General features: G+C 59.9%; 28 protein-coding genes. 25 read left to right on the top strand and 3 right to left on the bottom strand.

Features of this window, described 5'->3' with window-relative positions:
- The first annotated feature begins 106 nt into the window (after window positions 1-106).
- From V6B15_RS14695 to V6B15_RS14645, 11 genes are read left to right on the top strand one after another with little or no spacing between them, the layout of a single operon-like run.
- The gene (locus tag V6B15_RS14695; RefSeq protein WP_197459409.1) at window positions 107-301 is read left to right on the top strand and encodes a hypothetical protein; all 195 of its coding nucleotides are present in this window, start codon (window positions 107-109) and stop codon (window positions 299-301) included.
- Window positions 294-1,340, top strand: a complete 1,047-nt coding sequence (locus tag V6B15_RS14690; RefSeq protein ID WP_224801993.1) for a cytochrome c oxidase subunit II — start codon at window positions 294-296, stop codon at window positions 1,338-1,340. The genes V6B15_RS14695 and V6B15_RS14690 overlap by 8 nt, the downstream gene beginning before the upstream one ends.
- The gene (locus V6B15_RS14685; protein WP_063535109.1) at window positions 1,337-3,874 is read left to right on the top strand and encodes a cbb3-type cytochrome c oxidase subunit I; all 2,538 of its coding nucleotides are present in this window, start codon (window positions 1,337-1,339) and stop codon (window positions 3,872-3,874) included. The genes V6B15_RS14690 and V6B15_RS14685 overlap by 4 nt, the downstream gene beginning before the upstream one ends.
- Entirely contained in the window at window positions 3,867-4,169 is a 303-nt protein-coding gene (locus tag V6B15_RS14680; protein WP_063505649.1) for a hypothetical protein, read from the top strand. Before V6B15_RS14685 ends, V6B15_RS14680 begins: the two co-directional genes overlap by 8 nt.
- Window positions 4,170-4,204: 35 nt before the next feature.
- On the top strand, window positions 4,205-4,639 hold the full coding sequence (locus tag V6B15_RS14675) for a DUF2231 domain-containing protein (RefSeq protein ID WP_063505650.1): 435 nt from the start codon (window positions 4,205-4,207) through the stop codon (window positions 4,637-4,639).
- Entirely contained in the window at window positions 4,636-6,012 is a 1,377-nt protein-coding gene (locus V6B15_RS14670; RefSeq protein WP_050599081.1) for a PQQ-dependent sugar dehydrogenase, read from the top strand. The genes V6B15_RS14675 and V6B15_RS14670 overlap by 4 nt, the downstream gene beginning before the upstream one ends.
- Window positions 6,013-6,049: 37 nt before the next feature.
- On the top strand, window positions 6,050-7,204 hold the full coding sequence (locus V6B15_RS14665) for a L,D-transpeptidase family protein (RefSeq protein ID WP_233996537.1): 1,155 nt from the start codon (window positions 6,050-6,052) through the stop codon (window positions 7,202-7,204).
- Entirely contained in the window at window positions 7,201-7,614 is a 414-nt protein-coding gene (locus V6B15_RS14660) for a protein-L-isoaspartate O-methyltransferase family protein (RefSeq protein WP_063505652.1), read from the top strand. The genes V6B15_RS14665 and V6B15_RS14660 overlap by 4 nt, the downstream gene beginning before the upstream one ends.
- A gap of 12 nt (window positions 7,615-7,626) precedes the next feature.
- Window positions 7,627-8,370: a ZIP family metal transporter gene (locus V6B15_RS14655; protein ID WP_063512442.1), complete on the top strand. Its 744-nt coding sequence runs from the start codon at window positions 7,627-7,629 to the stop codon at window positions 8,368-8,370.
- On the top strand, window positions 8,360-9,412 hold the full coding sequence (locus V6B15_RS14650) for a sodium:calcium antiporter (protein WP_320181089.1): 1,053 nt from the start codon (window positions 8,360-8,362) through the stop codon (window positions 9,410-9,412). The genes V6B15_RS14655 and V6B15_RS14650 overlap by 11 nt, the downstream gene beginning before the upstream one ends.
- A gap of 36 nt (window positions 9,413-9,448) precedes the next feature.
- Window positions 9,449-9,721: an SDR family oxidoreductase gene (locus V6B15_RS14645; protein ID WP_082835581.1), complete on the top strand. Its 273-nt coding sequence runs from the start codon at window positions 9,449-9,451 to the stop codon at window positions 9,719-9,721.
- Window positions 9,722-9,855: 134 nt separating this feature from the next.
- Here the strand turns inward: V6B15_RS14645 and V6B15_RS14640 are convergent, their stop codons facing one another.
- Complete coding sequence (locus V6B15_RS14640; protein WP_082850799.1) at window positions 9,856-10,221, bottom strand: PRC-barrel domain-containing protein; 366 nt, start codon at window positions 10,219-10,221, stop codon at window positions 9,856-9,858.
- 183 nt (window positions 10,222-10,404) lie between these two features.
- Between V6B15_RS14640 and V6B15_RS14635 the strand changes: the two genes are divergently transcribed.
- Window positions 10,405-10,830, top strand: coding sequence for a hypothetical protein (locus tag V6B15_RS14635; RefSeq protein ID WP_230834155.1), 426 nt, complete (start codon window positions 10,405-10,407; stop codon window positions 10,828-10,830).
- Window positions 10,831-10,967: 137 nt separating this feature from the next.
- Here V6B15_RS14635 and V6B15_RS14630 read toward each other — a convergent pair whose 3' ends face one another.
- Window positions 10,968-11,273, bottom strand: a complete 306-nt coding sequence (locus tag V6B15_RS14630; protein ID WP_156491280.1) for a hypothetical protein — start codon at window positions 11,271-11,273, stop codon at window positions 10,968-10,970.
- A 196-nt stretch (window positions 11,274-11,469) separates the two neighbouring features.
- Here V6B15_RS14630 and V6B15_RS14625 point away from each other — a divergent pair, with 196 nt between their 5' ends.
- The 7 genes from V6B15_RS14625 (at window position 11,470) to V6B15_RS14595 (ending at window position 17,559) form a co-directional block, all read left to right on the top strand.
- Window positions 11,470-11,946, top strand: a complete 477-nt coding sequence (locus V6B15_RS14625; protein WP_157052051.1) for a hypothetical protein — start codon at window positions 11,470-11,472, stop codon at window positions 11,944-11,946.
- Window positions 11,947-11,989: 43 nt separating this feature from the next.
- Window positions 11,990-13,228, top strand: coding sequence for an MFS transporter (locus V6B15_RS14620; protein WP_050599275.1), 1,239 nt, complete (start codon window positions 11,990-11,992; stop codon window positions 13,226-13,228).
- A gap of 126 nt (window positions 13,229-13,354) precedes the next feature.
- Window positions 13,355-13,999 carry an SRPBCC family protein gene (locus tag V6B15_RS14615; protein WP_082835583.1) on the top strand — a complete coding sequence of 215 codons (645 nt, stop codon included), beginning with the start codon at window positions 13,355-13,357 and terminating at the stop codon, window positions 13,997-13,999.
- A complete protein-coding gene (locus V6B15_RS14610; RefSeq protein ID WP_334201704.1) occupies window positions 13,999-15,180 on the top strand; it encodes a zinc-dependent alcohol dehydrogenase in 1,182 nt (393 codons plus the stop codon). Before V6B15_RS14615 ends, V6B15_RS14610 begins: the two co-directional genes overlap by 1 nt.
- Before the next feature lie 2 nt (window positions 15,181-15,182).
- Entirely contained in the window at window positions 15,183-15,977 is a 795-nt protein-coding gene (locus tag V6B15_RS14605; protein WP_334201703.1) for an SDR family NAD(P)-dependent oxidoreductase, read from the top strand.
- A gap of 45 nt (window positions 15,978-16,022) precedes the next feature.
- Window positions 16,023-16,646 carry a flavodoxin family protein gene (locus tag V6B15_RS14600; protein WP_050600377.1) on the top strand — a complete coding sequence of 208 codons (624 nt, stop codon included), beginning with the start codon at window positions 16,023-16,025 and terminating at the stop codon, window positions 16,644-16,646.
- A 43-nt stretch (window positions 16,647-16,689) separates the two neighbouring features.
- Window positions 16,690-17,559, top strand: a complete 870-nt coding sequence (locus V6B15_RS14595; RefSeq protein WP_050600378.1) for an SDR family oxidoreductase — start codon at window positions 16,690-16,692, stop codon at window positions 17,557-17,559.
- Window positions 17,560-17,646: 87 nt separating this feature from the next.
- Here the strand turns inward: V6B15_RS14595 and V6B15_RS14590 are convergent, their stop codons facing one another.
- Window positions 17,647-18,144, bottom strand: a complete 498-nt coding sequence (locus tag V6B15_RS14590; protein WP_050599070.1) for an MgtC/SapB family protein — start codon at window positions 18,142-18,144, stop codon at window positions 17,647-17,649.
- Between the two features lie 251 nt (window positions 18,145-18,395).
- Here V6B15_RS14590 and V6B15_RS14585 point away from each other — a divergent pair, with 251 nt between their 5' ends.
- The 6 genes from V6B15_RS14585 to V6B15_RS14560 all read left to right on the top strand — a co-directional run bounded on the left by V6B15_RS14585 (window position 18,396) and on the right by V6B15_RS14560 (window position 23,044).
- Window positions 18,396-18,617 carry a hypothetical protein gene (locus V6B15_RS14585; RefSeq protein WP_050600379.1) on the top strand — a complete coding sequence of 74 codons (222 nt, stop codon included), beginning with the start codon at window positions 18,396-18,398 and terminating at the stop codon, window positions 18,615-18,617.
- A complete protein-coding gene (locus tag V6B15_RS14580) occupies window positions 18,617-18,826 on the top strand; it encodes a hypothetical protein (protein ID WP_050599068.1) in 210 nt (69 codons plus the stop codon). The genes V6B15_RS14585 and V6B15_RS14580 overlap by 1 nt, the downstream gene beginning before the upstream one ends.
- A 480-nt stretch (window positions 18,827-19,306) precedes the next feature.
- Window positions 19,307-21,421 (top strand): hypothetical protein, encoded by a 2,115-nt coding sequence (locus tag V6B15_RS14575; RefSeq protein WP_157052118.1) that lies wholly within the window; start codon window positions 19,307-19,309, stop codon window positions 21,419-21,421.
- 155 nt (window positions 21,422-21,576) lie between these two features.
- Window positions 21,577-21,972: a YybH family protein gene (locus V6B15_RS14570; protein ID WP_050600381.1), complete on the top strand. Its 396-nt coding sequence runs from the start codon at window positions 21,577-21,579 to the stop codon at window positions 21,970-21,972.
- On the top strand, window positions 21,969-22,460 hold the full coding sequence (locus tag V6B15_RS14565) for a YybH family protein (protein ID WP_063512585.1): 492 nt from the start codon (window positions 21,969-21,971) through the stop codon (window positions 22,458-22,460). The genes V6B15_RS14570 and V6B15_RS14565 overlap by 4 nt, the downstream gene beginning before the upstream one ends.
- On the top strand, window positions 22,460-23,044 hold the full coding sequence (locus tag V6B15_RS14560) for a VOC family protein (protein WP_050600383.1): 585 nt from the start codon (window positions 22,460-22,462) through the stop codon (window positions 23,042-23,044). Before V6B15_RS14565 ends, V6B15_RS14560 begins: the two co-directional genes overlap by 1 nt.
- Window positions 23,045-23,057: the final 13 nt, after the last annotated feature.

The following is a 23,057-nucleotide window of genomic DNA, read 5'->3' as shown; positions in this document are numbered from 1 at the left end:
GCGAGAGCCGGCTATCGGACCGAAGGATCGCGGCTTAATAGCAATCAAGCGCGCAGGCTGTGGATCTTGCCACGAAATTCCCGGGCTGGACTGGCCATCCGGGCGCTTGGGACCATCGCTTGATGGCTTCGACGATGTCGGCTTGATAGCTGGCCAATTGCCGAACCGGCCGGACGTATTGGCGGCCTTCATCCGCAACGCACCTTCCGTGAAGGAGGGCTCTTCCATGCCGCCAATGCCAATTAGCGAGGCTGAGGCGGCAGATATCGCAGCCTATTTGTATGGTCTCGACCATGATTGACGCACTTTGGGGTTGGCCACCTCCGGTACTCGACCCGGCAGGTCCGTATTCAGGCAAAGTTACAACCCTGGCCTGGTCGCTTTTCGGTTTGGGCGCTTTCGTCACATTGGTCGTGGTGTTTGCTCTTTGGGTCGCCATCAAGGGACCAGACAAGTGGAAAGCGAAGCTAGGAGGCGAACGCGCGATCTTGCTCGGCGGGGTGGCCTTTCCGGGCGTCGTATTGACCGCGCTACTGGTGTGGGGACTCACACTTACGGCCAGCCTGACAGAGCCGATCCACGGGGACGAGATGCGTATTCGCGTTACCGGTGAAATGTGGTGGTTCCGTGTGCAATATCTGGACCCATCGGGCGCGGTTGTGATGGAAGATGCGAATGAGATTCACATTCCCGTCGGACGTCCGGTGGTGCTCGAACTGGAATCCGCCGATGTGATTCACAGCTTTTGGGTGCCGCATCTATCGGGAAAGAAGGACATGATCCCCGGGCGACGCACACTGCTGCGGATCGAAGCCGATCGCCCAGGAGAATTCGGCGGGGTGTGCGCGGAGTATTGCGGGCGGCAACATGCGCTGATGGGCTTCGTTGCCGTAGCGCATGAGGACGACGATTTTCGAGAATGGTATGCCGAGCGGAATGAGCGCCTCGTTTCAGCGGGCCTCGACATAACGCGGCAAGTAGAATCATCGTCCGGATCAGGGACGCAGGGTTCGGAGCGATCAACAGTTACGCGTACGGGTGCGGGCGCTAACACAAATTCCGGTCAGCAGTCCGGAAGAACACTATTCATGCAGTCCGGGTGTGCTGCCTGCCATCGTGTCGCAGGGACTGAGGCAAACGGCCTCGCTGGCCCGGACCTCACCCATGTTGGGTCGCGCCGGACGCTGGGAGCGGGTATTTTGCCGAACAACCGCGGGACGCTGATTGGTTGGATCGGCGACAGCCAATCGCTCAAGCCTGGCAATCGCATGCCGAGCTATGACATGCTCAATGCCGACGAGCTCGAAGCTATCGCCATCTGGCTCGAGCAGCAGAAATGAGATCCGAGACGGGTTTCGATTATTCGCTCTATGAGCGCTTCCCCACCGAGAAGCGTCCCGATAGCGAAGTCGAAGAATTGAACCGCATCTGGCGCGCGCCCAAGGGGTGGGCACGTCTTACCGCGGTCAATAACAACTACGTTGGCTTCTGGTACGTCGTCACTGCTTTCGGCTTCTTCTTAGCAGCAGGAATTCTGGCGCTGGGCATGCGTGTGCAACTCGCCGCTCCGATGCAGGATTTCCTCGGCGTCGATACCTATAACCAGTTCTTCACCATGCACGGAACGGTGATGATGTTCCTGTTTGCCGTGCCAATGGTGGAGGCGATCGGGATCATGCTTTTGCCGCAGATGCTGGCGGCACGCGATCTACCGTTTCCCAGGCTGTCAGCATTCGCCTTCTGGGCCTATTTCGTAGGCGGAACGATGTTTTTTCTCTCGCTGTTCGTGGGGTTGGCGCCCGACGGCGGCTGGTTCATGTATCCCCCGCTGACGAGCATCGCCTTCAGTCCCGGTATCAATACAGACTTCTGGTTGCTCGGCATCGGCTTCATCGAGATCTCGGCCATTGCCGGAGCGATCGAGATCATCGTGGGTGTGCTGCGCACCCGCGCGCCGGGGATGACCCTCGACAAGATGCCGATGTTTGCGTGGGCCATGCTGGTGTTCGCGGTAATGATCGTGGTCGCTTTCCCCAGTGTGATCCTGTGCACGATGCTGCTGGAGATCGAACGAGCTTTCAATTGGCCTTTCTTCGATGCGCTACGCGGCGGCGATCCCATGCTGTGGCAACACCTCTTCTGGTTTTTCGGCCATCCAGAAGTCTACATTATCTTTATCCCAGCCGCGGGTCTGATGAGCATGATGGTGGCCGCAGTCGCCAAGGTGCCGCTCGTTGGGTACCGCCTCAACGTTCTGGCGCTGGTCGCTACCGGCTTCATCAGCTTCGGCGTCTGGGCGCATCACATGTTCACTACCGACATGCCGCGCGTCTCGGCAGGCTATTTCTCCGCCGCCAGCATGGCGGTCAGCCTGCCGGCCGGCATCCAGGTGTTCTGCTGGATTGCGACGCTTGCCAGCGGCAAGATAAGATGGACCACGCCTGCGCTATTCGTAGTCGGCAGCGTAGTGATTTTCACGATGGGTGGGTTGACCGGCGTTATGGTGGGCATGGTGCCCTTCGACTGGCAGGCGCATGACACCTATTTCATCGTCGCCCACCTCCATTACGTGCTGATGGGCGGCATGGTTTTCCCGATGTTCGCCGCGTTCTACCACTGGCACGGCATGACTAGCAGCCGGGCGCTATCTGAGCGTGTCGGGAAGTGGGTCTTCGGGCTGATGTTCGCGGGTCTTCACATCACTTTCTTCCCCATGCACCTGACCGGCTTGATGGGTATGCCGCGCAGGGTCTATACCTATTTGCCCGGGCGCGATCTCGATCTGCTCAATCTGGTGTCCACCATCGGCGCTTTCGTGATGGCCGCTGGGATACTCCTTTTCCTGTTCGATCTCGCGCGCCGCTTTCGTTTCACGGTTCATGACGATGCAGGCAATATCTACGGGGGCGGTACGCTCGAATGGCTTCCCACCGGTTTGTACTCCACTCGCTCGATCCCGCTGGTTACGTCTCGCGAGCCTTTATGGGATCGCCCCCAAATCTCGAAGGAAGTCGAAGAAGGGCGCTATTTCCTCCCGAACTCTGCCACTGGTCAGCGCGAGACGTTGATCACCTCGACCGTGATGGCTGAACCACAGTACGTTCAACTCATGCCCGGCCCGTCGCCATGGCCATTGTCAGCAGCTGTGTTCACCGCTCTCTTTTTCCTCTCGCTGACGGTGCAGGGCTACGCCTTTGCAGTGTTTTGCGGGATTGTAGCAGTGCTAAGTACGCTTCGATGGCTTTGGGAAACCGACCGTCCCATCAAACAGGAAAGCGCCGACATCGGCGGCGGTATCGAAGTTCCGATCGCCATCACCGGGCCGAAAAGCCACGGCTGGTGGGCGTTGAACACTTTGATGGTCGTAATCGGCATGATCGGCTTCATGGCCGTGTTCGCCTACCTCTATCTCTATGGCATCAATCCCGAAGTCTGGAGTGCGCCTCCGCCGCTCGGCGCAACTGCAATCATTGTCGGGATAGAAGCGGCGGCGCTTCTTGCGGCCTGGGGCGGGCGTCGGTTTCTCGCATCGAAAGAAGGGCGGCTTGCCGAAGACCTGCCCTGGATGCTGGAGGCACTTGCTGCGACCCTGCTGGTCGGAGCCTTATACCTCGATGTGACTGGATGGCTCGCGACGGGTCTTGAACCCACCGCGAATGGGATGGGTGCGACTGTTTTTATGCTTTCGGTGCTTCAGGGACAGGTGGTCGTGGTCGCTGTCATCATGGCCACCTATCTCGCTTTTCGCGAAGCGCGGGGAATCATGACCACTCCGACAAACGTCACCATGGATATTGTCGCACGTTTCATAATGTTCTGCGCGCTGCAGGGCATGGTCTTTACTCTCTTGCCGAGGGTGTTCCCCGGTGTCTGAAGCAAAGAACAGCGAGATTGGCGAGCCCATCGACCGTCCTTCGATCTATCGCACGCTTCTGATCGCCTTCGTGATCTGGTCGGCGCATTTCGCTATCAGCTACACCGGAGTGCTGGTTTTCCCCGATGACGGGATCGCGCGGATCATCGCGATAGGAGCTGGTCTCATCGCAATCGCCGCATTGCTGGGACAAGTCCTGAGGCTACGTGCTCCACGCTCGCCGCTCGCTCTCGGCGCCCTCGGTCTGGCTGGGGCGGGTGTAATCTTCGGCACCTTCCCCGCGATTGTTGGTTAGTCAGAGTGGCAAAGCCGGAAGAGGAGATTGCCCGCATGGATCGCACAGTCACTAATTCTCGTTCTTTTGCAAATCCCTTGCACGCGATACTGCTCGCCTTTCCCGTGGCGCTTTATCCTGCCGCTCTACTTACCGATATAACCTATCTGAATACGGCGGAGATCCAGTGGTCCAACTTCTCGTCCTGGCTCATTGCCGGGGCAGACCTGTTCGCTGGCCTGGTCCTCGCCTCGGCACTGCTCGCCCTCTTCTTCGGACGAGCTCGACACGCGAAAGGTCGCGGTACGCTCTATCTGATTGTCATCGCCGCAATGTTCGGTCTCGGTGTGCTGAATGCTTTCCAGCATGCTCGTGATGGCTGGCATTCCGTCGGCACTTTGGGCCTCGTGCTTTCGATACTGTGCTCGATCCTGGCCTTGATCGCAGCGTTTGTCGCCTACAGCACCCAGACGGTGGAGAAACGTGCATGAACCGCCTAGCCTATCTCGTCTTGCCGCTTACTTTCGCGCTTGCCGCGTGCCAGGTCAGCAGCGATCCCGATCTCGATCAGACTGGCGAGCGTCCCGAGCTTCCCGAACAGAACGATGCTCTCGTGCCGGCGATGGAAATTCCGACGCCGGAAGGATGGGGGGACGAACTACCCATCGTACCCGAGGGGTACACTGTTTCCGCCATTGCACAGGATCTGAAGATTCCACGGCAGACGCTCGTGCTGCCCAATGGGGACATTCTGGTCGCCGAGGGTTCTGGCGGCAAGGCGCCAAAGTTGAGGCCCAAGGATGTTATCGCAGGCTGGATAAAGAAGCGCGGCAAAAGCCCGGTCGAAGGCGGAGACCGGATAACGCTGCTGCGCGATGAGGACGGAGATGGGCAGACCGATCTCCAGACTACTTTTATCGAGGGTCTCGATGCACCCTACGGCTTAGCTTTCGTTGATGGCACGCTCTACGTAGCCAATCAGGGAAATCTGGTAAGCTTTGAATATTCCGAGGGAGCGACCAGTATCGCGGGATCTGGCACCGAAGTTACAAAGCTCCCTGCCAAGATCAATCACCATTGGACGAAGGCGATGACCGCCAGCCCCGATGGCTCGAAGTTATATGTAGGCATTGGCTCGAACAGTAATGTCGGCGAACGCGGCATGGATGTGGAAGAGGACCGTGCGGTCATATGGGAAATAGACCGCGAAACGGGCGCCAGCCGGATTTTTGCCTCCGGCATCCGCAACCCCACAGCACTCGCTTTTGACCCGTGGAACGAGCAGCTTTGGGCGGTCGTCAACGAGCGTGACGAACTTGGACCGCAACTCGTGCCTGATTACCTGACTTCCGTGCGCGACGGTGCCTTTTATGGCTGGCCCTACAGTTACTACGGTCAAAACGTCGATCCGAGGATCAAGCCGGCGAGGCCCGACCTGGTCAAAAAGGCCGTAGTGCCTGACTACGCGCTGGGCTCACATGTTGCCGCACTTGGTGTCGATTTCACAACCGACGGTGGCTTGGGTGGCCGGTTCGGCGAAGGTGCTTTCGTCGGGATGCACGGAAGCTGGAACCGCGCCGATCCGTCGGGCTACAAGGTCGTCTTTGTGCCCTTCCGTGGTGGACGCCCGGATGGGCGGCCGATCGACCTGCTCACAGGTTTCTTGAAAGACGGGCATGCGAGGGGGCGTCCGGTGGGCGTGACATACGACGAGGCGCGTGGCGTATTATATGTCGCGGATGATGTGTCGAACACCGTTTGGCGTATCGCCCCACGCGGTGCAGTACGCCGCGCTTCCCCGCAGGACAGGACCCAGGTGCTTGGCGGGGCACGGCCGCCGTCCACAACGTCCACCACGAGGTAATCCGGTTTAGTAGCGCCGCCTGAAATCGGGATGCTGCTTGTGTACGTCGGATGCGCGTCCTTGGTTTAAATGTCAGATCGTACGCTCAACAGCTTTCTCGGAATTGACCAGATCGGAACATCCGCGCGGACAGCCCAGTTACTTAACCATGCTTGGATTTCTTCGCATTGACCGAAATTTGGTGGTGTTGATCGCCACCGCGCTTCTCTGTGTTCCCTCGGTATCGCCGGCCCAGTCAACAACCGATACCGAAGCGGGTATCGAGACGACACAAAGCGAAAGTCTTGATCTGAAAATCCCACCCTCGGTGCCGGAAACGGCATTTTCTGGCGCTCGTTCGCGCGTAGTGCTTGCCGCGCAGGTTATGCTCGATCGAAGCCGCCATTCGCCCGGCGTGATCGATGGTTACATGGGCGGCAACACGATGCGGGCGATCCAGCATTTCCGACGCGCCCGCGGGCTTCCTGCTGAGGGAGGCCTCGATCCGCAGCTGATGCGATCACTGATAAAGTCGCAGAGCGGTGAGATTTTCCAGACCTACACGATCACGCGCGACGACGTGGACGGACCGTTCTTTCGTGTTCCCGACGCTATGTCGGCAATGGCAGCGCTGGAACGTGTTGGCTGGACCTCGCCGCAGGAGCTGATCGCAGACCGGTTCCATATGGATCAGGACCTGCTTCGGGCGCTCAATCCCGAGGCCGATTTCAGCCGCGTGGGGACGCGGATCACTATTGTTGCGCATCGAGAGGAAACACTTCCTTCGCAGGTCGCCCGGATTGAGGTCCGCAAGTCGGACAATTCGGTCGTCGCTTTCGACGAGCGGGGCAATATCCTTGCCAGTTATCCCGCGACGGTGGGCAGCGCGCAATTTCCCAGCCCCTCCGGTTCGATGGAGGTGGTCGCGGTAGCGCCCGATGCAAACTATACCTTCGATCCGAGCGGGCGCGAATGGGGTCCCGACGAAACGCTGATCGTCCCGCCCGGGCCGAACAATCCGGTGGGCGGCATTTGGATCGATCTGAGCAAACCCGGATATGGCATCCACGGATCGCCCGACCCGCAACTGATCGGCAAGACCGCCAGCCATGGCTGCGTAAGGCTTACCAACTGGGATGCGAAGGAACTGGCGGATGCGGTGCGCCAGGGGACGCGCGTGGTGTTCGCCAACCAGGCTGGAGGTGCATCGTGAGCGGCACCGACTATGCTGACCGGCGCCAGTTGATCAACCGCAACCAGATTGCCGCGCGCGGCTTTCGCGACGAGGCGTTTCTGTCCGCCTTTGCCAAAGCCCCGCGCGAGACCTACGTCGATCACCGGATGGATGCGGGGGAAGTCGGGGCAGACGACCGATTGCTCGAGGTCGGGGCGGTAACGGGTTATGCCGCAGCCGTCCTCTCCCGCCCTGCTGGGCAGGTCCATGCGATCAAGTGGCACGAGGCGCTGGCAAGGCAGGCGGCGGCGCGGATTAGGGAGTTGGCCTACGACGATTGCGAGATCATTACGGGAGATGGTCTGAAGGGTCTGCCGAACGAGGCGCCCTTCGACGCGATTTTGGTGGCGGTGCGGTTCGATAGCGTGCCGGACGCGCTCAAGCGGTGATCCGCTGACAGTATGGAGTCTTCTGGCCTTCTTGCGGTACTCGCTCTCGCGCTGCTGCCTTCGCTGGGTAATCTTCTTGGCGTTGCGCTGGCCGAGTGGCGCAAGCCGCCCGAATGGCTGGTCGGCGGCGCGCTCCATGCCGCTGCTGGGATCGCCACCGCGGTTGCCGCAATTGAGCTCATCCCGCGTTCGCAGGAGCGGATCGAGACCTGGCTGTTGGTCGTGGCGCTGATCGTCGGGGCAATCTGCTCCGCAAGTATCGCCAAAGCCACACGAAAGATCCGCGACCGAATGGGTAGCGCCGCAGGCCGTGCGACCACTTGGGGGGCCTATGCCGCAGTGGGCGTTGACTTGCTGACCGATGGACTGATGACCGGCGGCGGGGGAGCGGTGGCGCGCGAACTGGGGCTGCTGCTGGCCCTGTCTCAAGTGGCGGGCAACTTGCCGGGTGGCTTCGCCATCGCTGCGAATTTCCGCTCGGCAAAGATTACGCGCAGGCACCGGCTAAGCGCGCTGGCGATCTATCCGCTGCTTCCGGTGATCGGTGCGTTCGCGGGGTATACCGTGTTGGCCGGAGCGGGGGATGTGCTGACGGGCTTCGTGCTCGCTGTGTTCGCGGGCCTGCTACTGACCGCGACGATCGAGGATATCGTGCCCGAAGCCGACCAGCCCAAGGCTAAGCGCCGTATATCGAGCCCGTCCTTCGCACTGGGCTTCGGAGCACTCCTGTTGACCTCGGCTTATCTTGGACAGTGACATGAGCCTTGCTGGCTTGTCTCTGTTCGCGCTCGTCCCGCTGTTCCTGACCGGAGCCGTGCTCGTCTGGTTCGCCGGAGCACGGCTGGCGGGCTATGCCGACACGATATCGCAGCGGAGTGGCATCGGACAGGCGACTATCGGCGTCATCTTGCTGGGCGCGGTGACTTCGTTGCCCGAAATCACCACCACCAGCGTTGCGGTAATCTCCGACAATCCGCGCATGGCGGTCAATAATCTCGTCGGCGGGGTCGCCTTTCAGGTGGTCGTCATCGCGCTGGCTGATCTGTTCGTGGGCAAAAATGCGCTGACCAGTATGGTGCCGGGGCCGCGCGTTATGCTCAACGCGGCAGTCAGCATCGTGCTTCTGGTGCTCGTGGCGCTGGGCGTGATGGTGGGCGACTGGGAATTATGGGGTATCGGGGTCGGCTTCTTCCCGGTGCTGATCGCCACAATCTATCTTTTGTGCCTCTGGCGGTTAGGGAGGAGCGTCTCTTCGAGAGGCTGGACGCCGGAAGCCTTGCCGGAGGTGGATCGACAAGAAGAAGCTCCTTCCGAGCTTTCCAATATCCGACTTGTCGGCGTCACCGTGACAGCAGCCGTGCTGATTTGTGCAGGCGGCACACTCGTGACATTGGCGGCGGAGGGGATGGCCGAACAAACGGGTACCGATACCGGAGTGATGGGCCTGACCCTACTCGCCTTCGCCACGTCACTGCCCGAACTCAGCACGGCAATTGCCGCGGTTCGCATCCGCCGTGTGGAATTGGCTATTGGCGATATATTGGGCGGAAACATGTTCGATGTGACGCTGATCCTGCTGATCGATATCTTGGCGGCGGGTCCGCTCGTACTCAATCAGGTCGATCGCAGCGCGATGGTGGCCGCGCTCCTCGGCATATTGCTGACCATGCTGGTCCTGATCGGCCTGCTCGAACGGCGGGACAAGGCCATGCTCCGCATGGGCTACGATTCAATCGCCGTGCTTGTCGCCTATTGTGCGGGAATGGCGGCGATCCTGGGCGGCGCCTTTGCCGAATGACTTTCCGACGATTATGGGGTAGAGACCTGCTGTCCAATCCCGTGGCGGAGAAGGCGATGCCAAAGATGTCGATCGACAGCCACGAGGCCGCTACGGGTGAACTGCATCGCGTCCGGGCCGGTTTGGAGACCGCTTATTCCCTCGACGATGCCGGAAGAGGATGTTGCTGAATTCGGCAAGGATTATCCGCTTGGCCGCCCCGCGCAGCCCGCCGAACTTGCGCCGCCATACGTCATGCTGGCGAGCGATGACGCAAGCTACATTTCGGGAGCTACAATCACCGTTACGAGCGGCAAACCAATGATGTGATCATTCGACTCTCTGATATCCGGAATGGGGGCAAGAACTGAGCCTCCGCTAAAGGGCTGTAACCGCGGTCGCGGCCGGAATGACAGTTGCAAAAGGGCCCGACAGTCAAGCCGGGCCCCCCAATGCTCATAGTGCTAAGCTACCTGCGCTGTTTCATAGTATTTGTGAACGCCAGACCGGAAATTATCGTCGTAGGCCTTGTGTCGTTCCTCGGAAGTGAAGCGCGGCCCTTCGCGAAGGGCATCTTCGTCGATGTTAAGGTGGTAGCCACCAAGGTCGGTATCGTAATCGAGCTTCGACCAAGGGACGCAGTGCTTCTCATCACCCATTCCCAGGAAACCGCCGACCGACAAAACTGCCTCTGTTGCCTGTCCACCGCGCTTCTCGATCAATACGTAATCTACGTGGCCGATGTTTTTCCCGCCGCGATCAAAGACGGCTGTACCTTCGACGCGATCACTCGAAATAACAGCGGAATTTTTTTCTGCTTCAGTATGCATTTTGCCACTCCTTTGCTGAAACACACCAGACTACCCGAAAGCACATCGAGAACGGGCCGGTGCTACGGCAAAAAATGCCTTCGATTGAATCTTGATCCGGAACTCGTGGACCCTGTCAGACAGGACGTTCAACAAGTGGGCTAAGAGGGGTACTGTGTGTTTACTTGCGGCTCGCTCTTGATCATGTGCGACCAATGGTTCCCGTCATGCGACCGTTTAACAGCCATTGCCGTTGCCGTAGTGAGTGCAGATGATATTCTAAGCTCGGCCGTTGAGGCGGGGAAACGGTGCGCCAGGGGCGTGGATTTCGTTTCGTCGCCGGAAAGCGGATATTTAAAAGGCAAGGACGGGGACCGGAAATCAATTTCAGAAGTGAGGTTGCTTATGAGTCACTACGTTCTGCATTCTTGGGACCAACGTTCTGCGGCACGCGAAGAGATCGCTTTCGATAGCGTTTCAATTGCTGGGGCGCTGGACAAGGCGAAGAAGGTTGCGCGCGGGACCAAGGCCGACCTTTACGAAAACGGAAGACCTGTCTGCTCTATGGAACTGGTCGGCAAAACGGGGGTCTGGCTGATAGGTAAGCCAAACGAAAGCACGGAAGATTAATCAGGAAGCACTGAGCGCATCGCTGTGATCGGGCTCATATGCGCGTACTTTTCGCCTAGCCGATAAGCGTCGAAAGCGTGCGCCCATAAAATATCTTTTGGTGCCTGTCGGACCATGATTCTTTAGACGCTTTGTCGTCATGCAATATCTGCAGTTTGATCGGACGCTACGATTGAGGAACGGTAGATGACCCCCGAGTTCGCTAAGCTATCCTCCTTGCGGACCAGAGCCAGCATCTGCTTAACGCCCGTATCGGCAATGCGGCGCGCGGCGTTGTGCGAATTGATGATCGCCTCCACCTCGATCCCGTTCATCAGGATCACGCGGCATCTCGTATAGGGATGGACCTCGCGGGTGTCGAAAGGTTTGCTCGTCAATTCCGACCAATTGCGGAACTGACGGTCGATCGGAATGCCTTTTTCTGTAAGTGGATTGAAAGACAAGGGCATCTCCTGAACCTAGTGTTGCAGGTTCGGACGAATGCAGAATCAATTTCAATTAGATCGATAGGTTCCGCCCAAGCTCTGCTTTTGACGATAAGAAATGTTATCTAACACGCTCACATTATTATGAAAAGTCGAGAAACCCGCGGAACAAGGGAAGGCTGGAACAAACTCGAACGTCCGGCGCTCACGGAGTATGACCACGACGAACTTCAGCCAATTGCTACGAGTGGCGCTTGATGACCTGCGGGAGGGCCGTCGCTCACTTGCGTGCAGGATGCAGAAAGTTGCTGTCGCAACAAACGATGCCGTTACGAGAGAGACCTTCCGTACTTTGATTACTCGGTCCAATGAAGAAGCAAACATCCTCGGCCAGATGCTGGGTGATCCTGATGGGAAACCTAATCTCTGGGCAAATGGCATAATGGACGATGCATTGCGCGACGTAGCGTCGACAGCGCAGGGACGGGTGCGAGACGTCGCCGTAATTGGAGCGATCCGCAAATTTCTGGCTGCTGACATCGTGTCGCTGGAAACGGCCATTGCGCTCGATCAGTACGAAGGGGCCGCGAAAAACCAAGCGTTAAATGCGTTTCGCCAGCAAGCTCGGGATACGGACCATCTGCTCCGTGAGCGCTTGGCGGAATTAACCCGGTCGCTTGCTGGGGAATGAGGTAAAGCCTCTTGGCATCTTCACCGAAACCATGCTCTAGCTCGTGCAGCACTGCAGGACAAAGAACGCGTTGAACTCGGCCGAGCGTCTCACGATCGCTGGATTTCTCGCCACTGCAATCGGCTTCGGTCCCGCGAGAGTCGGTCTAGGTCTCTTCATGCCCCAGTTCGCCGATGAGTTCGGCCTTTCGGTGGCCGATGGCGGGCATATCGCGAGTATCGCATTTTCCGCCTTTATGGTGGCTTTGCCAATAACTGCTATCTTTGTTTTTCGGCTCGGACCTCGCACTCCTGTCATTCTGGCCTGCCTGATGGCGTGCGCGGGATCAGTGCTGGTAGCTACTGCATCGAATGCGACAATGCTGACCGCAGGGATAGTCATCGCGGGATCCAGCGCAGGCCTGTGTTGGACCCCGTTCAACGATGCCGCGCGCCACAGTTTAACCGAAGATCGGCGAAATACGGCCCTCTCGATAATCGCGACAGGAACGGCCACCGGCGTAGTAATTGCAGGCGTTCTCTCATTATTTACAGGGATGGGCGCAATCCACTGGCGACACGCTTGGTGGGCCTTCGCCGGCATCGCCCTCTTAGCGGCAATCGTGGCGTGGTTCGGGACCCCGAAGCTCGAACAGAGGCAATCGATGAAGGGGTTCGCCCTTTCGCATTTCTATGGCCGCAAGGCTTGGCCGCTCCACACCCTCGCTTTGGTTTTCGGCGCGACTAACGCGGTCTTCATTACCTTCGCGGCGAAGCGCATAGCCGATACGGGAGGGCTGCCTAGCCTGGTATCGGACGGCGCTTCGGCCGTGGTCTTCATCAGTTACGGTATCCTGGGCTTAGTCGGCGTAGCGGCGGGGCGTCTGGTAGACCGGTTCGGTCTGAGCGGCGTGCTGCGCGTGATTTTCGCGGCTGCCGCCCTCTCGATGGTCCTCATCGCGTTCGCACCCAATGACTGGATCACCGTGATAACCGCAAGCGCATTTCACGGAGCAGCGCTCATGGTCGTCAGCGCGGTGATCTCTTTCTGGAGCCTGAGATTGTTCCCCGGATGGAGCACGACCGGATTCACTGCGGCCCTCATGGCGCTAGCGATCGGGAGCTTGATCGGACCGACTCTCGTGAGCGGAATAGCCGAAAAAATGGGAGGACAGGCGATGTTCGCCATCGCGGCGGTTCCGTCAGTCGTGATTGCTCTTTGGCCCGGGCGTTTGCCCGCCTTGCCGACCATCCGTTCAAGCCCGGCAGGCGATTGCGACCTCGCAACTGCGTCTGACAGATAAACCCGGCCTGAAATTTCACCGAAGAAAGCTCGGTAAAATTGGTCGCAACCCACCAACGCCTCGCCGAGAACGTCCGGAACGGTTTGAGAGGGAATTCGCTGCGTCATCATGTCGCGGAGAAAATCTATGTCTCAAAATTCGAAAATCGGCGCCGGATTGGGCGGCGTCGTTCTTACTGCCGGAGCGATCGCATTCGGAGCGTTCCTGTCCAACAGGCACCAAAATCGCGGATATGGCGATGCCGCCAACCATACCAAACGCCAGCCTGAAGGCGACACCGCGCAGGTCGGCCGATCAGTAACCATCCGCAAGCCGCGAGCCGAAATGTTCGCGTTCTGGTCGGACTTCTCCAACCTGCCGCAATTCATGGAGAATGTGGAAGCGATCGAAGCCGGCGCAGACGGGGTTTCAACCTGGCGGATCAAGGCCCCCGCGGGCCAGACGGTCGCGGTGAAAACCGAAATCGCCAGCAAGAAGCAGGACGAGGTGATCGCCTGGCGCTCGGTCGAGGATTCCGAGATCGAGACCAGCGGCGAGGTTCGCTTCGAGGATGCACCGGGCGAGCGCGGAACCAGGGTCAGCCTGGTGATGGCCTACGACCCGCCCGCAGGCGCGCTCGGCCGAGCGGTGGCGAAGCTGTTCCTGCGCGAGCCGCAGGTTCAGGCCCGGCATGATCTGAAGCGTTTCAAGATGCTCATGGAAACCGGAGAAATAGCGACATCGGCGCGAACGCGGGACGAAACCCGTGCAGCCAAGCAGGAGAACGGATGATGCGAGCACTTACCTGGCATGGAACCAACGACGTTCGCGTGGACACGGTCAGCGATCCGGAAATTATCAATCCCCGCGATGCGATCATCAAGATCACCAGCACGGCCATCTGCGGGTCCGACCTTCACCTATACGATGGCGTCATTCCCGGCGTGGCGCCGGGCGATGTGCTGGGCCATGAATTCATGGGCGAAGTCGTCGAGACGGGGTCTGCGAGCGATCTGAAGAAAGGGCAGCGCGTCGTCGTGCCCTTCACGATCAGCTGCGGCGGCTGTTTCCATTGCAAGCAGCAGCAATATTCGGCCTGCGACAATTCCAACCCGGCTGAAAAGCAGGATATGTCGGCGACGCTCTACGGCCAGCCGATGGCCGCGCTGTTCGGCTATTCGCACCTGACCGGCGGCTATTCCGGCGGACAGGCCGAATACGCCCGCGTGCCCTTTTCCGATGTCGGCCCGATCGTCGTTCCCGACCATCTGGAGGACGACCAGGTGCTGTTCCTCTCGGACATCCTCCCGACCGGCTGGATGGCGGCGGAAAATGCCGACATCCAGCCCGACGATACGGTTGCGGTGTGGGGCTGCGGCCCGGTCGGATTGTTCGCGATCCAGTCGGCCATCGTGATGGGCGCATCCAGGGTGATTGCGATCGACCACTATCCGAACCGTCTCGCACTGGCGAAGCAGCTGGGCGCGGAGATCATCGACTTCCGCGAGACCAATGTGCGCGAAGCCCTGATGGAAATGTCCGGCGGGATCGGCGTGGATGCCGTGATCGACGCGGTCGGCATGGAGTCGCACGGCTTCGCTATCGACAACATGTTCGACGTCGTGAAGCAGAAGGTCGGCATGGGCGCCGACCGCGCGAGCGCGCTGAAGCAGGCGATCCTCGCGGTCCGGTTCGGCGGCAAGGTCTCGATCCCCGGCGTCTATGGCGGGATGACCGACAAGTGGCCGCTTGGGGCAATGATGGAGAAGGGCCTGCAAATCCGCGGCGGCCAGACCCATGTCCAGAAATATACCAAGCCGCTGCTCGAGAAGATCGAGGATGGCACGCTCGACACCACGTTCCTGATCAGCCACCGGCTGCCGCTCGAACAAGCAGCCGAGGGCTACAAGAATTTCAAGGAGCAGCAGAATGAATGGACCAAGGTCATTCTGAAGCCCGGGATGGAGAACTGATCATGGCCGGGAAAATCGACAGGCTGTCCGGGCTGTGCGTGATCACGGGTGCTTCGAGCGGCATCGGGCTCGAGCTCACGAAGCTGGCGGCCCGCGATGGGTGCGAGCTGATCCTCGCCGCCGACCGCGATCTTGCGGCGGCCGAAGCAGCCGCGCGGCAGTGCGGTTCCGCTGGCGTCGAGACGGTCGAAGCCGATCTCGCCACCCGCGACGGCCTCAAGGCCCTCGTGACGGCGCTCGGCGACCGTACGCCCGATGTCCTGCTGGCCAATGCCGGCCATGGGCTGGGCGAAGCGTTCCTCGATCAGGAGTGGAAGGACGTCGCCCATGTCATCCACACCAATGTCACCGGCACGACCTGGCTGCTGCACCATGTCGGGCAGAAGATGCGGGCGAAGAATGCCGGCCGCATCCTCGTGACCGGTTCGATCGCGGGGCACATCCCGGGCGCTTTCCAGCTCGTCTACAACAGCACCAAGAGCTACATCGATTACTTCTGCTTCGGGCTTCGCAACGAGCTCAAGGATACCGATGTTGTCGTCTCGTGCCTGATGCCGGGGCCGACGGATACCCAGTTCTTCGACCGCGCCGGGCTCGAGAACACCGATGTCGGCAAATCGGACAGCAAGGACGATCCCGCCATGGTCGCCGAGGCGGGCTACAAGGCCCTTCTCGAAGGCGACGCCCACACGGTCAGCGGCTTCATGAACAAGATCCAGGATATGTTCGCCGGCGTGATCCCCGACACCGTGCTTGCCCAGATGCACCGCCGCATGGCCGAACCCGACGATCGCTGAGGTCGCACGCCTTCGCCAGTCTGCAAGAAACCGAGGAGAATACCTATGCCTCTCACCGCCATCGCCCTGAACTGCTCGCTCAAGAAATCTTTGGGCGAAGCAAGCTCGACCGACGCCATGATCGCCGTGCTGAAAGAGCATCTGGCCGAGCAGGATGTCGAACTGGCCGAAACCATCCGCATCGCCGATTACAATGTACCCCCGGGCGTAACGTCGAACGAGGGCGAGGGCGAGGGCGACGACTGGCCGGCTATCCGCGAGAAAATCCTGAGCCACGACATCCTCGTTTTCGGCGGGCCGATCTGGATGGGCCAGATCGGGTCGGTCGCCAAACGCGTGCTCGAACGCATGGATGCCTTCACCAGCGAAACCGATGGCCAAGGCCGGATGCCGAGCTTCGGCAAGGTGGCGATTGCCGCGATCGTCGGCAATGAAGATGGCGCGCACTGGAGCTCGGCGCAGCTGTTCCAGTCGCTCAACGACACCGGCTGGACGATCCCGGCGGGCGCGGCCTGCTATTGGGTCGGCGAGGCGATGGGCAGCACCGACTTCAAGGAGTTCGCCGAAACCCCCGATGCGGTGACCGAGACCGCGCAGATGTGCGCGATCAATGCCGCGCATCTCGCCAAACTGCTTGCAGGCGACACCTACCCCGGGACGAAGGCCTGACGGCCCGGAACGCTCACACTCCGTAATCTCTTGGGAGACCATCATGGGACAAGGAACCACCAGCCGGATCGAGCGGCCCCTGCCTGAGCAGCAACAGCGTGTTCCGGGCGCGACCGAGGCAATGCACCCCAAGCCCGATCACGGCGAAGACAGCTACGAGGGCTCCGGCCATCTCGAAGGAAAAAGGGTCGTCATCACCGGCGGTGACAGCGGGATCGGTCGCGCGGTCGCAATCGCCTTCGCGCGCGAAGGCGCGGATGTGCTGATAGCCTATCTGTGCGAGGATCACGACGCGCAGGAAACGAAGGAATGGGTCGAAAAAGCCGGACGCAAATGCGCCTTGATGCGCGGCGATATCAGCGATGCGGCGCATTGCCGGGCGATTATCGACGAGGCTGCCCACACCTTCGGCGGGATCGATGTGCTGGTAAACAACGCTGCCCACCAGATGACTTTCAGGACGTTGGAGGACATTCCCGACGAGGAATGGGAGCGGACCTTCGCCACCAACATCCACGCGATGTTCTATCTTGCCAAAGCCGCTTTGCCCCACATGGGTGAAGGCAGTTCGATCATCAATTCGGCATCGATCAATTCCGACCAGCCCAATCCCACGCTGCTGCCCTATGCGACCACGAAGGGGGCGATCCAGAATTACACGGCAGGCCTCGCGCAACTGCTGGCAGACCGGAAAATCCGCGTGAACTGCGTCGCGCCCGGGCCGGTCTGGACACCGCTTATCCCCTCTACGATGCCCGAAGAGGACGTCGCCGAATTCGGGAAAGATTATCCGCTTGGCCGCCCGGCGCAGCCCGCCGAACTCGCGCCGCCATACGTCATGCTGGCGAGCGATGAAGCGAGCTACATCTCGGGAGCCACAATCGCCGTTACCGGCGGCAAACCGATGATGTGATCTGCCGGCTGCCCGAGTAAGGGGGCGATACAGCGCAGCTGACCAGTTTGGGCTGCTCCGACGAATACGCGGATCTGAGGCGGACGCCTATTCGTCGGGCGACCTTCCGATCGAGCGCGCGATGTTGCGATCCTCCTTGCCGAACTTGTCTTCGGCAACCCGCAGGACTGTGATCATGATCAGGCTGACTACGGTCAGTATTGCCACCAGGGGCCATTGCGCGGCACCGCAGGCGATGCCCACCATGGTCGCTAGCCACAGATGGGCCGCCGTCGTCAGATTGTGGAGCTGGCCCTTGCTGAAGACGATCAGACCGGCCCCGATTATCCCGATGAACGCTCCGGCTGCCTCGAACAGTCGCAGGGGGTCCATCCGCGGGCCGTCGAGCTGATGGTACAGGGCCATGATCGACACCACCATGGCCGCAGCCGAAACACAAATCAGGCCATGCGTTCGCATGCCGGCGGCATGGCCGCGCCATTCGCGATCAAGCCCCAGCACCAGACCGAGAATCGCAGCCACGCCAAGCCGGCTGATGATATCCCAATCGAGCCATTCGAGGGATGTGACAGGGTTGAGTTCCATGATTGGCTGCTCCGCTTTCTGCCCGGATCCCGGGATGGGTCTTTCCGCTCGCCGCAAGCTGATAGGACAATCAACCCGAGTGCTGCAATTGCTGGGTTGGCTGCTCTCTCCCGCCGACAGCCGGCCAGGCCCCTACGATAACCCGTTGCAAACGTGAGACAATATCTTCCTGGGACCCTTGCCCCATACGGGGTCGCTCATATATTTTCTTAGCGCGGACGGGTACTCGACACGACATGAGGAGAAACGTGATGGCGAAGGGAGACAAGGACAAATACACCGACAAGCAGAAGCGCAAGGCCGAGCACATCGAAGTGAGCTACGAGGACCGCGGCGTCTCGCAGGAAGAAGCCGAACGCCGCGCCTGGGCGACCGTCAACAAGGAAAGCGGCGGCGGCAACAAGTCCGGCTCCGGCCGGGGCGGCCAAGGCGGCAAAAAGAGTTCCAGCGAATACGGAGCGGAAAGCAAGTGATGCATAGCTACAAGCTGCGCGCCCGCGACGATCACAACTCAGTGATTGAAGAGATCGACTTCGAATGTCTCTCGATTGCCGGAGCGCTGGATAAGGCCAAGGCCATGGTCAAAGCCGGCCACGCCGATCTCTACGAAGATGGCATGCCGATCTGTTCGATGGAACTGGTGGCAGAAACAGGCGTGTGGCTGGTTGGTAAGCCGCGGTGATCTGAACGCTTAACGAAATTATAGCCGAGCGCCCCTTAAATCGCGCGCAGTTCCAGCTCTGCGTCTGCTTTTCGAATGCGTCGCGCGCGGCAGCTAAAAGGGGATTCGAAAGCAGCGGTGTACGTCCGGAATGAGGGCGCGAAGCTGCCGTTGCGTGAAATGCAATTGGCGGCTGAGCCATTTTGAGCAGGTTGTGTCCGGCTACACTCGCATTGGCGAATGCTGTGGAAACCAATCAGATATGGCGGGAAGTGGGCCGATTGCGGATCGTCCGCTTTTCTACACCATGAGGCAGAAACAGACATTGCGGAGGCATGTATCTACCGCTCGCTTCGTTCAAGGGTCCGTATCGTTTCTCGGTCCTTGTCGCATGGAAGATATGAGCCGTTCAGCCGGCTAGCGCGACTTCATTGATTTCGCGCGCATTCTCTTCAATGTGCTGTCATCCGTTTAGGATGCTGCCATACTGGGAGGGGCGAGTTGAAAGCAAGCGGGTCCGAGGCGTCTTTCGAGGATGCTCGGAAGCTGAAGATATCTGTCTTCGGCAAGCCCACGATAACGCTTGGCTCCGGAGAAGTCCCCAATCTATCCAACCAGCGCGCCCGCGCCATCCTGGCCATGCTGTGCCTCAATGATGGTGAGGCAATGGACCGTGAGACTATCAGCACGATGCTCTGGCCGGGTCGGTTTCCCGCTCAGGCTCGTGCCAGTTTGCGTCAATGCCTTCTGGCCTTGAGCAAACTTCCACCCGAGAGCGAGTGCAACCCACTCATCAAATCGACGCGCAGCACCATCGAACTCAGTCGAACGCGGATCGATGCTGATCTGTTTGTCCTGTTCGATGCCTTGTCGAACCGGCGCGGTGAGGAAGCCTCTCGCTTGATCGAGGACATCGGCGATCGCCCGCTTCTCGACGGTTTCAGTTTCGGTGCCTCATTCGCCGCGTGGCTTACCGAAAGACGCGATGCGATAGAACATCGACTGGATGCGGAAGTGCGCCGGGTCGTCTCATGGCTGAACTCCCGCGATGATCCAGAGACGGCCGCTCGCCTCGAAGCTGCTCTTCAAATCCGGCAGCGCGAAGCGTATCGGAAGCGCGGTGCGGGCTGCCGCATTGCGGTCCTGCCGTTCCATCAGCACGATGAGATCGGCGGCGAGCTTTTCCTGAGCGAGGGCGTCGTCGATGAGCTTTCTTCGCGTCTTGGCAATATCCAGGATATCACTCTTGCGGGGCGCACATCCATCGCGGCGCTTCTGGAGCGAGACTATACCTTGCAGCAGATGGGGAGCGAGCTGGGCGTATCGCACCTGATCGAAGGTGAGGTGCGGCGAACACATCAGGGGATCTCGGTACGCATCGCGCTGATCGATGGCCGATACGGCACCGAAATCTGGTCCGATTTCGTAAGCGGATCGATCGAGGAATTCATCGGATCGCGCGACATGATCGGTGCCACCGTGATTTCGGCGATCACCCGGACGCTCGGCCTTTCAGCACCACCTTCGACCTCGCGGCGCATGACTACAAATCGCGATGCCTATGCGCTGTATCTTCAAGGGCGCGCGCTGGCACAGCGCGTGGGCGTCGACGGAGCCATGGCCAAAGCCATCGAGTTTTTGGAAGAGGCCCTGGATACAGACCCCGAATTTGCAAGTTGCTGGACCGCGCTTGCCGATGCGCACATCAGCGTCGCCGCTCTCACGCCAAGTGTCGAGCGCGTCAAGAATTCACGGGATGCTGCACAATGCGCGCAGTGCGCCATTTCCCTCGATCCGGGGCAGGGTCATGCCTTCTCGATCATGGGCATTCACGAGTGGACGCAATTCAATCCGGCGCGCGCACTGGAACTGTCCTTCGAAGCTTTTGCCCGGGACCCCAATGATGCCGATGTGATCTCTCGGTTGGGATCGTGCCTTCTCTATCTCGGCAAGACGCGCGAAGGGCTTCCCTTTATCGAGCAATCCGTTGCTCGCGATCCGATTTATGGGCGCAACCACGTGATGCTGTCCTCAGCCTATCTCAGCATTGGCGAGGTCGACAAGGCGATCGCCGCAGGCCAGCGCATGGTCGATCTTGGCTTTCCCGGAATGTGGCTCGCCGTGGCGTACATGGCTGCGGGAGACCACGAGGCGGCTGTCAAGGCGCATTACGACAGCAGGATATATCTAGGGACGACCATCATGCGACCTCCGGGAATGCCGGTGATGGACGATGCCGCGCGTGATGCCTATTTCGACATTGCCGCGCGCGGAATTTTCAGCGGGAAGGCCGCCGATCGCGCGGTTTACTGCCAGATGCTCGACGGTCTGCATGCCACAATGGCGGATCCCTATGACTCGTCAATCGCCTTCCCAGCGATCTGGATGGGACATGCCGACCTCGTGATGAAACTCTACTCCGAATGCATTCACCCGGCCAACATGTTCAGCTTGATGAGCCTGTGGATCGATATCGACCCGATAAACCGCACCCGCCTCCATCCCGGCTTCATGCTGTTTGCAGAGAAGATCGGTATGGTCGAAGCGTGGGAGAAGTTCGGCTGGCCCGATCTCATTCCGCACGACCCGCGAAACACGTCGTCGGACCCGGATTGACGCTTTTTTGACGGTTGAGCCTATTGACGCTCGGCTCGGTTCGGCAGACAGTTCTCCTCAGTCGCACAACAGATCGACAAGCCTGCCTTAGCCCGGAAAAGCACCGCTTTCCGGTGCCGGCGAAGCTTGGCCCGGTCGTCGTGGGAGGGGGAGGAATGAGCGAGACGCATCCGGCAGGCGAGAACCTGCACAATCTCTATGTGACCGCGATCAATTCGAACGACACGCAGGCGGTCGCAGCACGCCTGTCCGACAACGTGGTGTTTCAAACCCCGGGCGAACCCGAACTGGTCGGCAAGGAAGCTGTGACCGAGTGGGCTTCGAGCTTCTTCGAGGCATTCGAAGCGCACTGGGACAAGACCGAAAACCTCTTCGAGGTTTCGGGCGATTTTGCGATCAGCCGGTACACCTATAGCGCTCGCATCCAGCCGCGTGAGGGTGGCGCGCCGATGGAGGAATTTGGCAAGGGCGTATGCGTTTATCGCCGAGGCACTGATGGCAAGTGGCTGCTCGCGATCGACAGCTGGAGCACGAATGAAGGCGCGCAATGATGCAGCGTATCTGGATATTGGCGGCGCCGCTCCTCCTTGTAACCGGATGCAGCGCCGAACGCGCGGAACCGGTCGACAAGGATGCGATCGCGCAAGCAGTGAAGACCGACGTCCAGTCGATCGTCGATGCCTTCAATGCCCGCGATGCCGATGCCGCGCTGGCGGTGAACGCGCCCGATACGCGGGTCATGTCGCATGGTCAGCCGAACATGGGCTTCGAGGAGAACCTCGCCACGGTGCGCCAGTATGTCAGCGATCCGGCAGTTCATCTGCAGGTGGCGGACGAAGAAGTGGATGTCGCCGATGCAGGGGACATGGCGGTCTACACTGCGACATATGACTGGGAGTTCACCGATCCCGAGACTGGCGACGTGGCAAACGAGCAGGGCAACTGGGTGATGGTCTTCAGGCGCCAGGAAGACGGCTCGCTGAAAATCTACCGCGAAGTCATCTCGGACATTCCAGCGAGCGGGGAAGGTGTCAGCTGATGCCCATGCCGACGCCCAAGCCCGTCCATGTCGTTTACCGGACGTGCCGCTTTGCAGAAATGCTCGACTGGTACGCACAGGTGTTCGGCTCCGAGGTCGTTTACCAGAACCCCGCGCTGGCGTTCATCACTCATGACGACGAACATCACCGGTTCGCCTTTGCCGATCTGAATGTCATCGCGCCCGGCGTCGATCCTGAGGACCGTGGGCGGGTGGGCGTAGATCACGTCGCCTACGACTGCCCGTCGATGCGCGAATTGCTCGAAGCCTATGACGACCTCAAGGCGCGCGGGATCGCACCCTACTGGTGCGTCAATCACGGGATGAGCGCGTCGCTTTATTACGCCGATCCCGATGGCAACCAGCTGGAATTCAGCGTCGATTGCTTCGCCAGCAAGGCCGAATGCACAGCCTATTTCAAAGGCGATGCGATCGGCGAGAACCCGGTCGGCGTGGAATTCGATCCCGATGAATGGCTGGAGAAGCTGCGCGGCGGAATGGCCGAAGCCAAGCTGCTCAAGATCGACCGCAAGGCCCCGGCGTCGCCTATCCGCGGCAAGCTCATGGAGATGACCGATGGCTGACGGGCTTGGCGAG

The sequence above is a fragment of the Qipengyuania sp. Mu-71 genome (genome assembly GCF_036867055.1).
In the GTDB taxonomy this organism is placed as follows: Bacteria; Pseudomonadota; Alphaproteobacteria; order Sphingomonadales; family Sphingomonadaceae; genus Qipengyuania; species Qipengyuania profunda.
The sequence above is the reverse complement of the archived record's forward strand: the minus strand, read 5'-3'. Positions and strand labels throughout refer to the sequence as shown.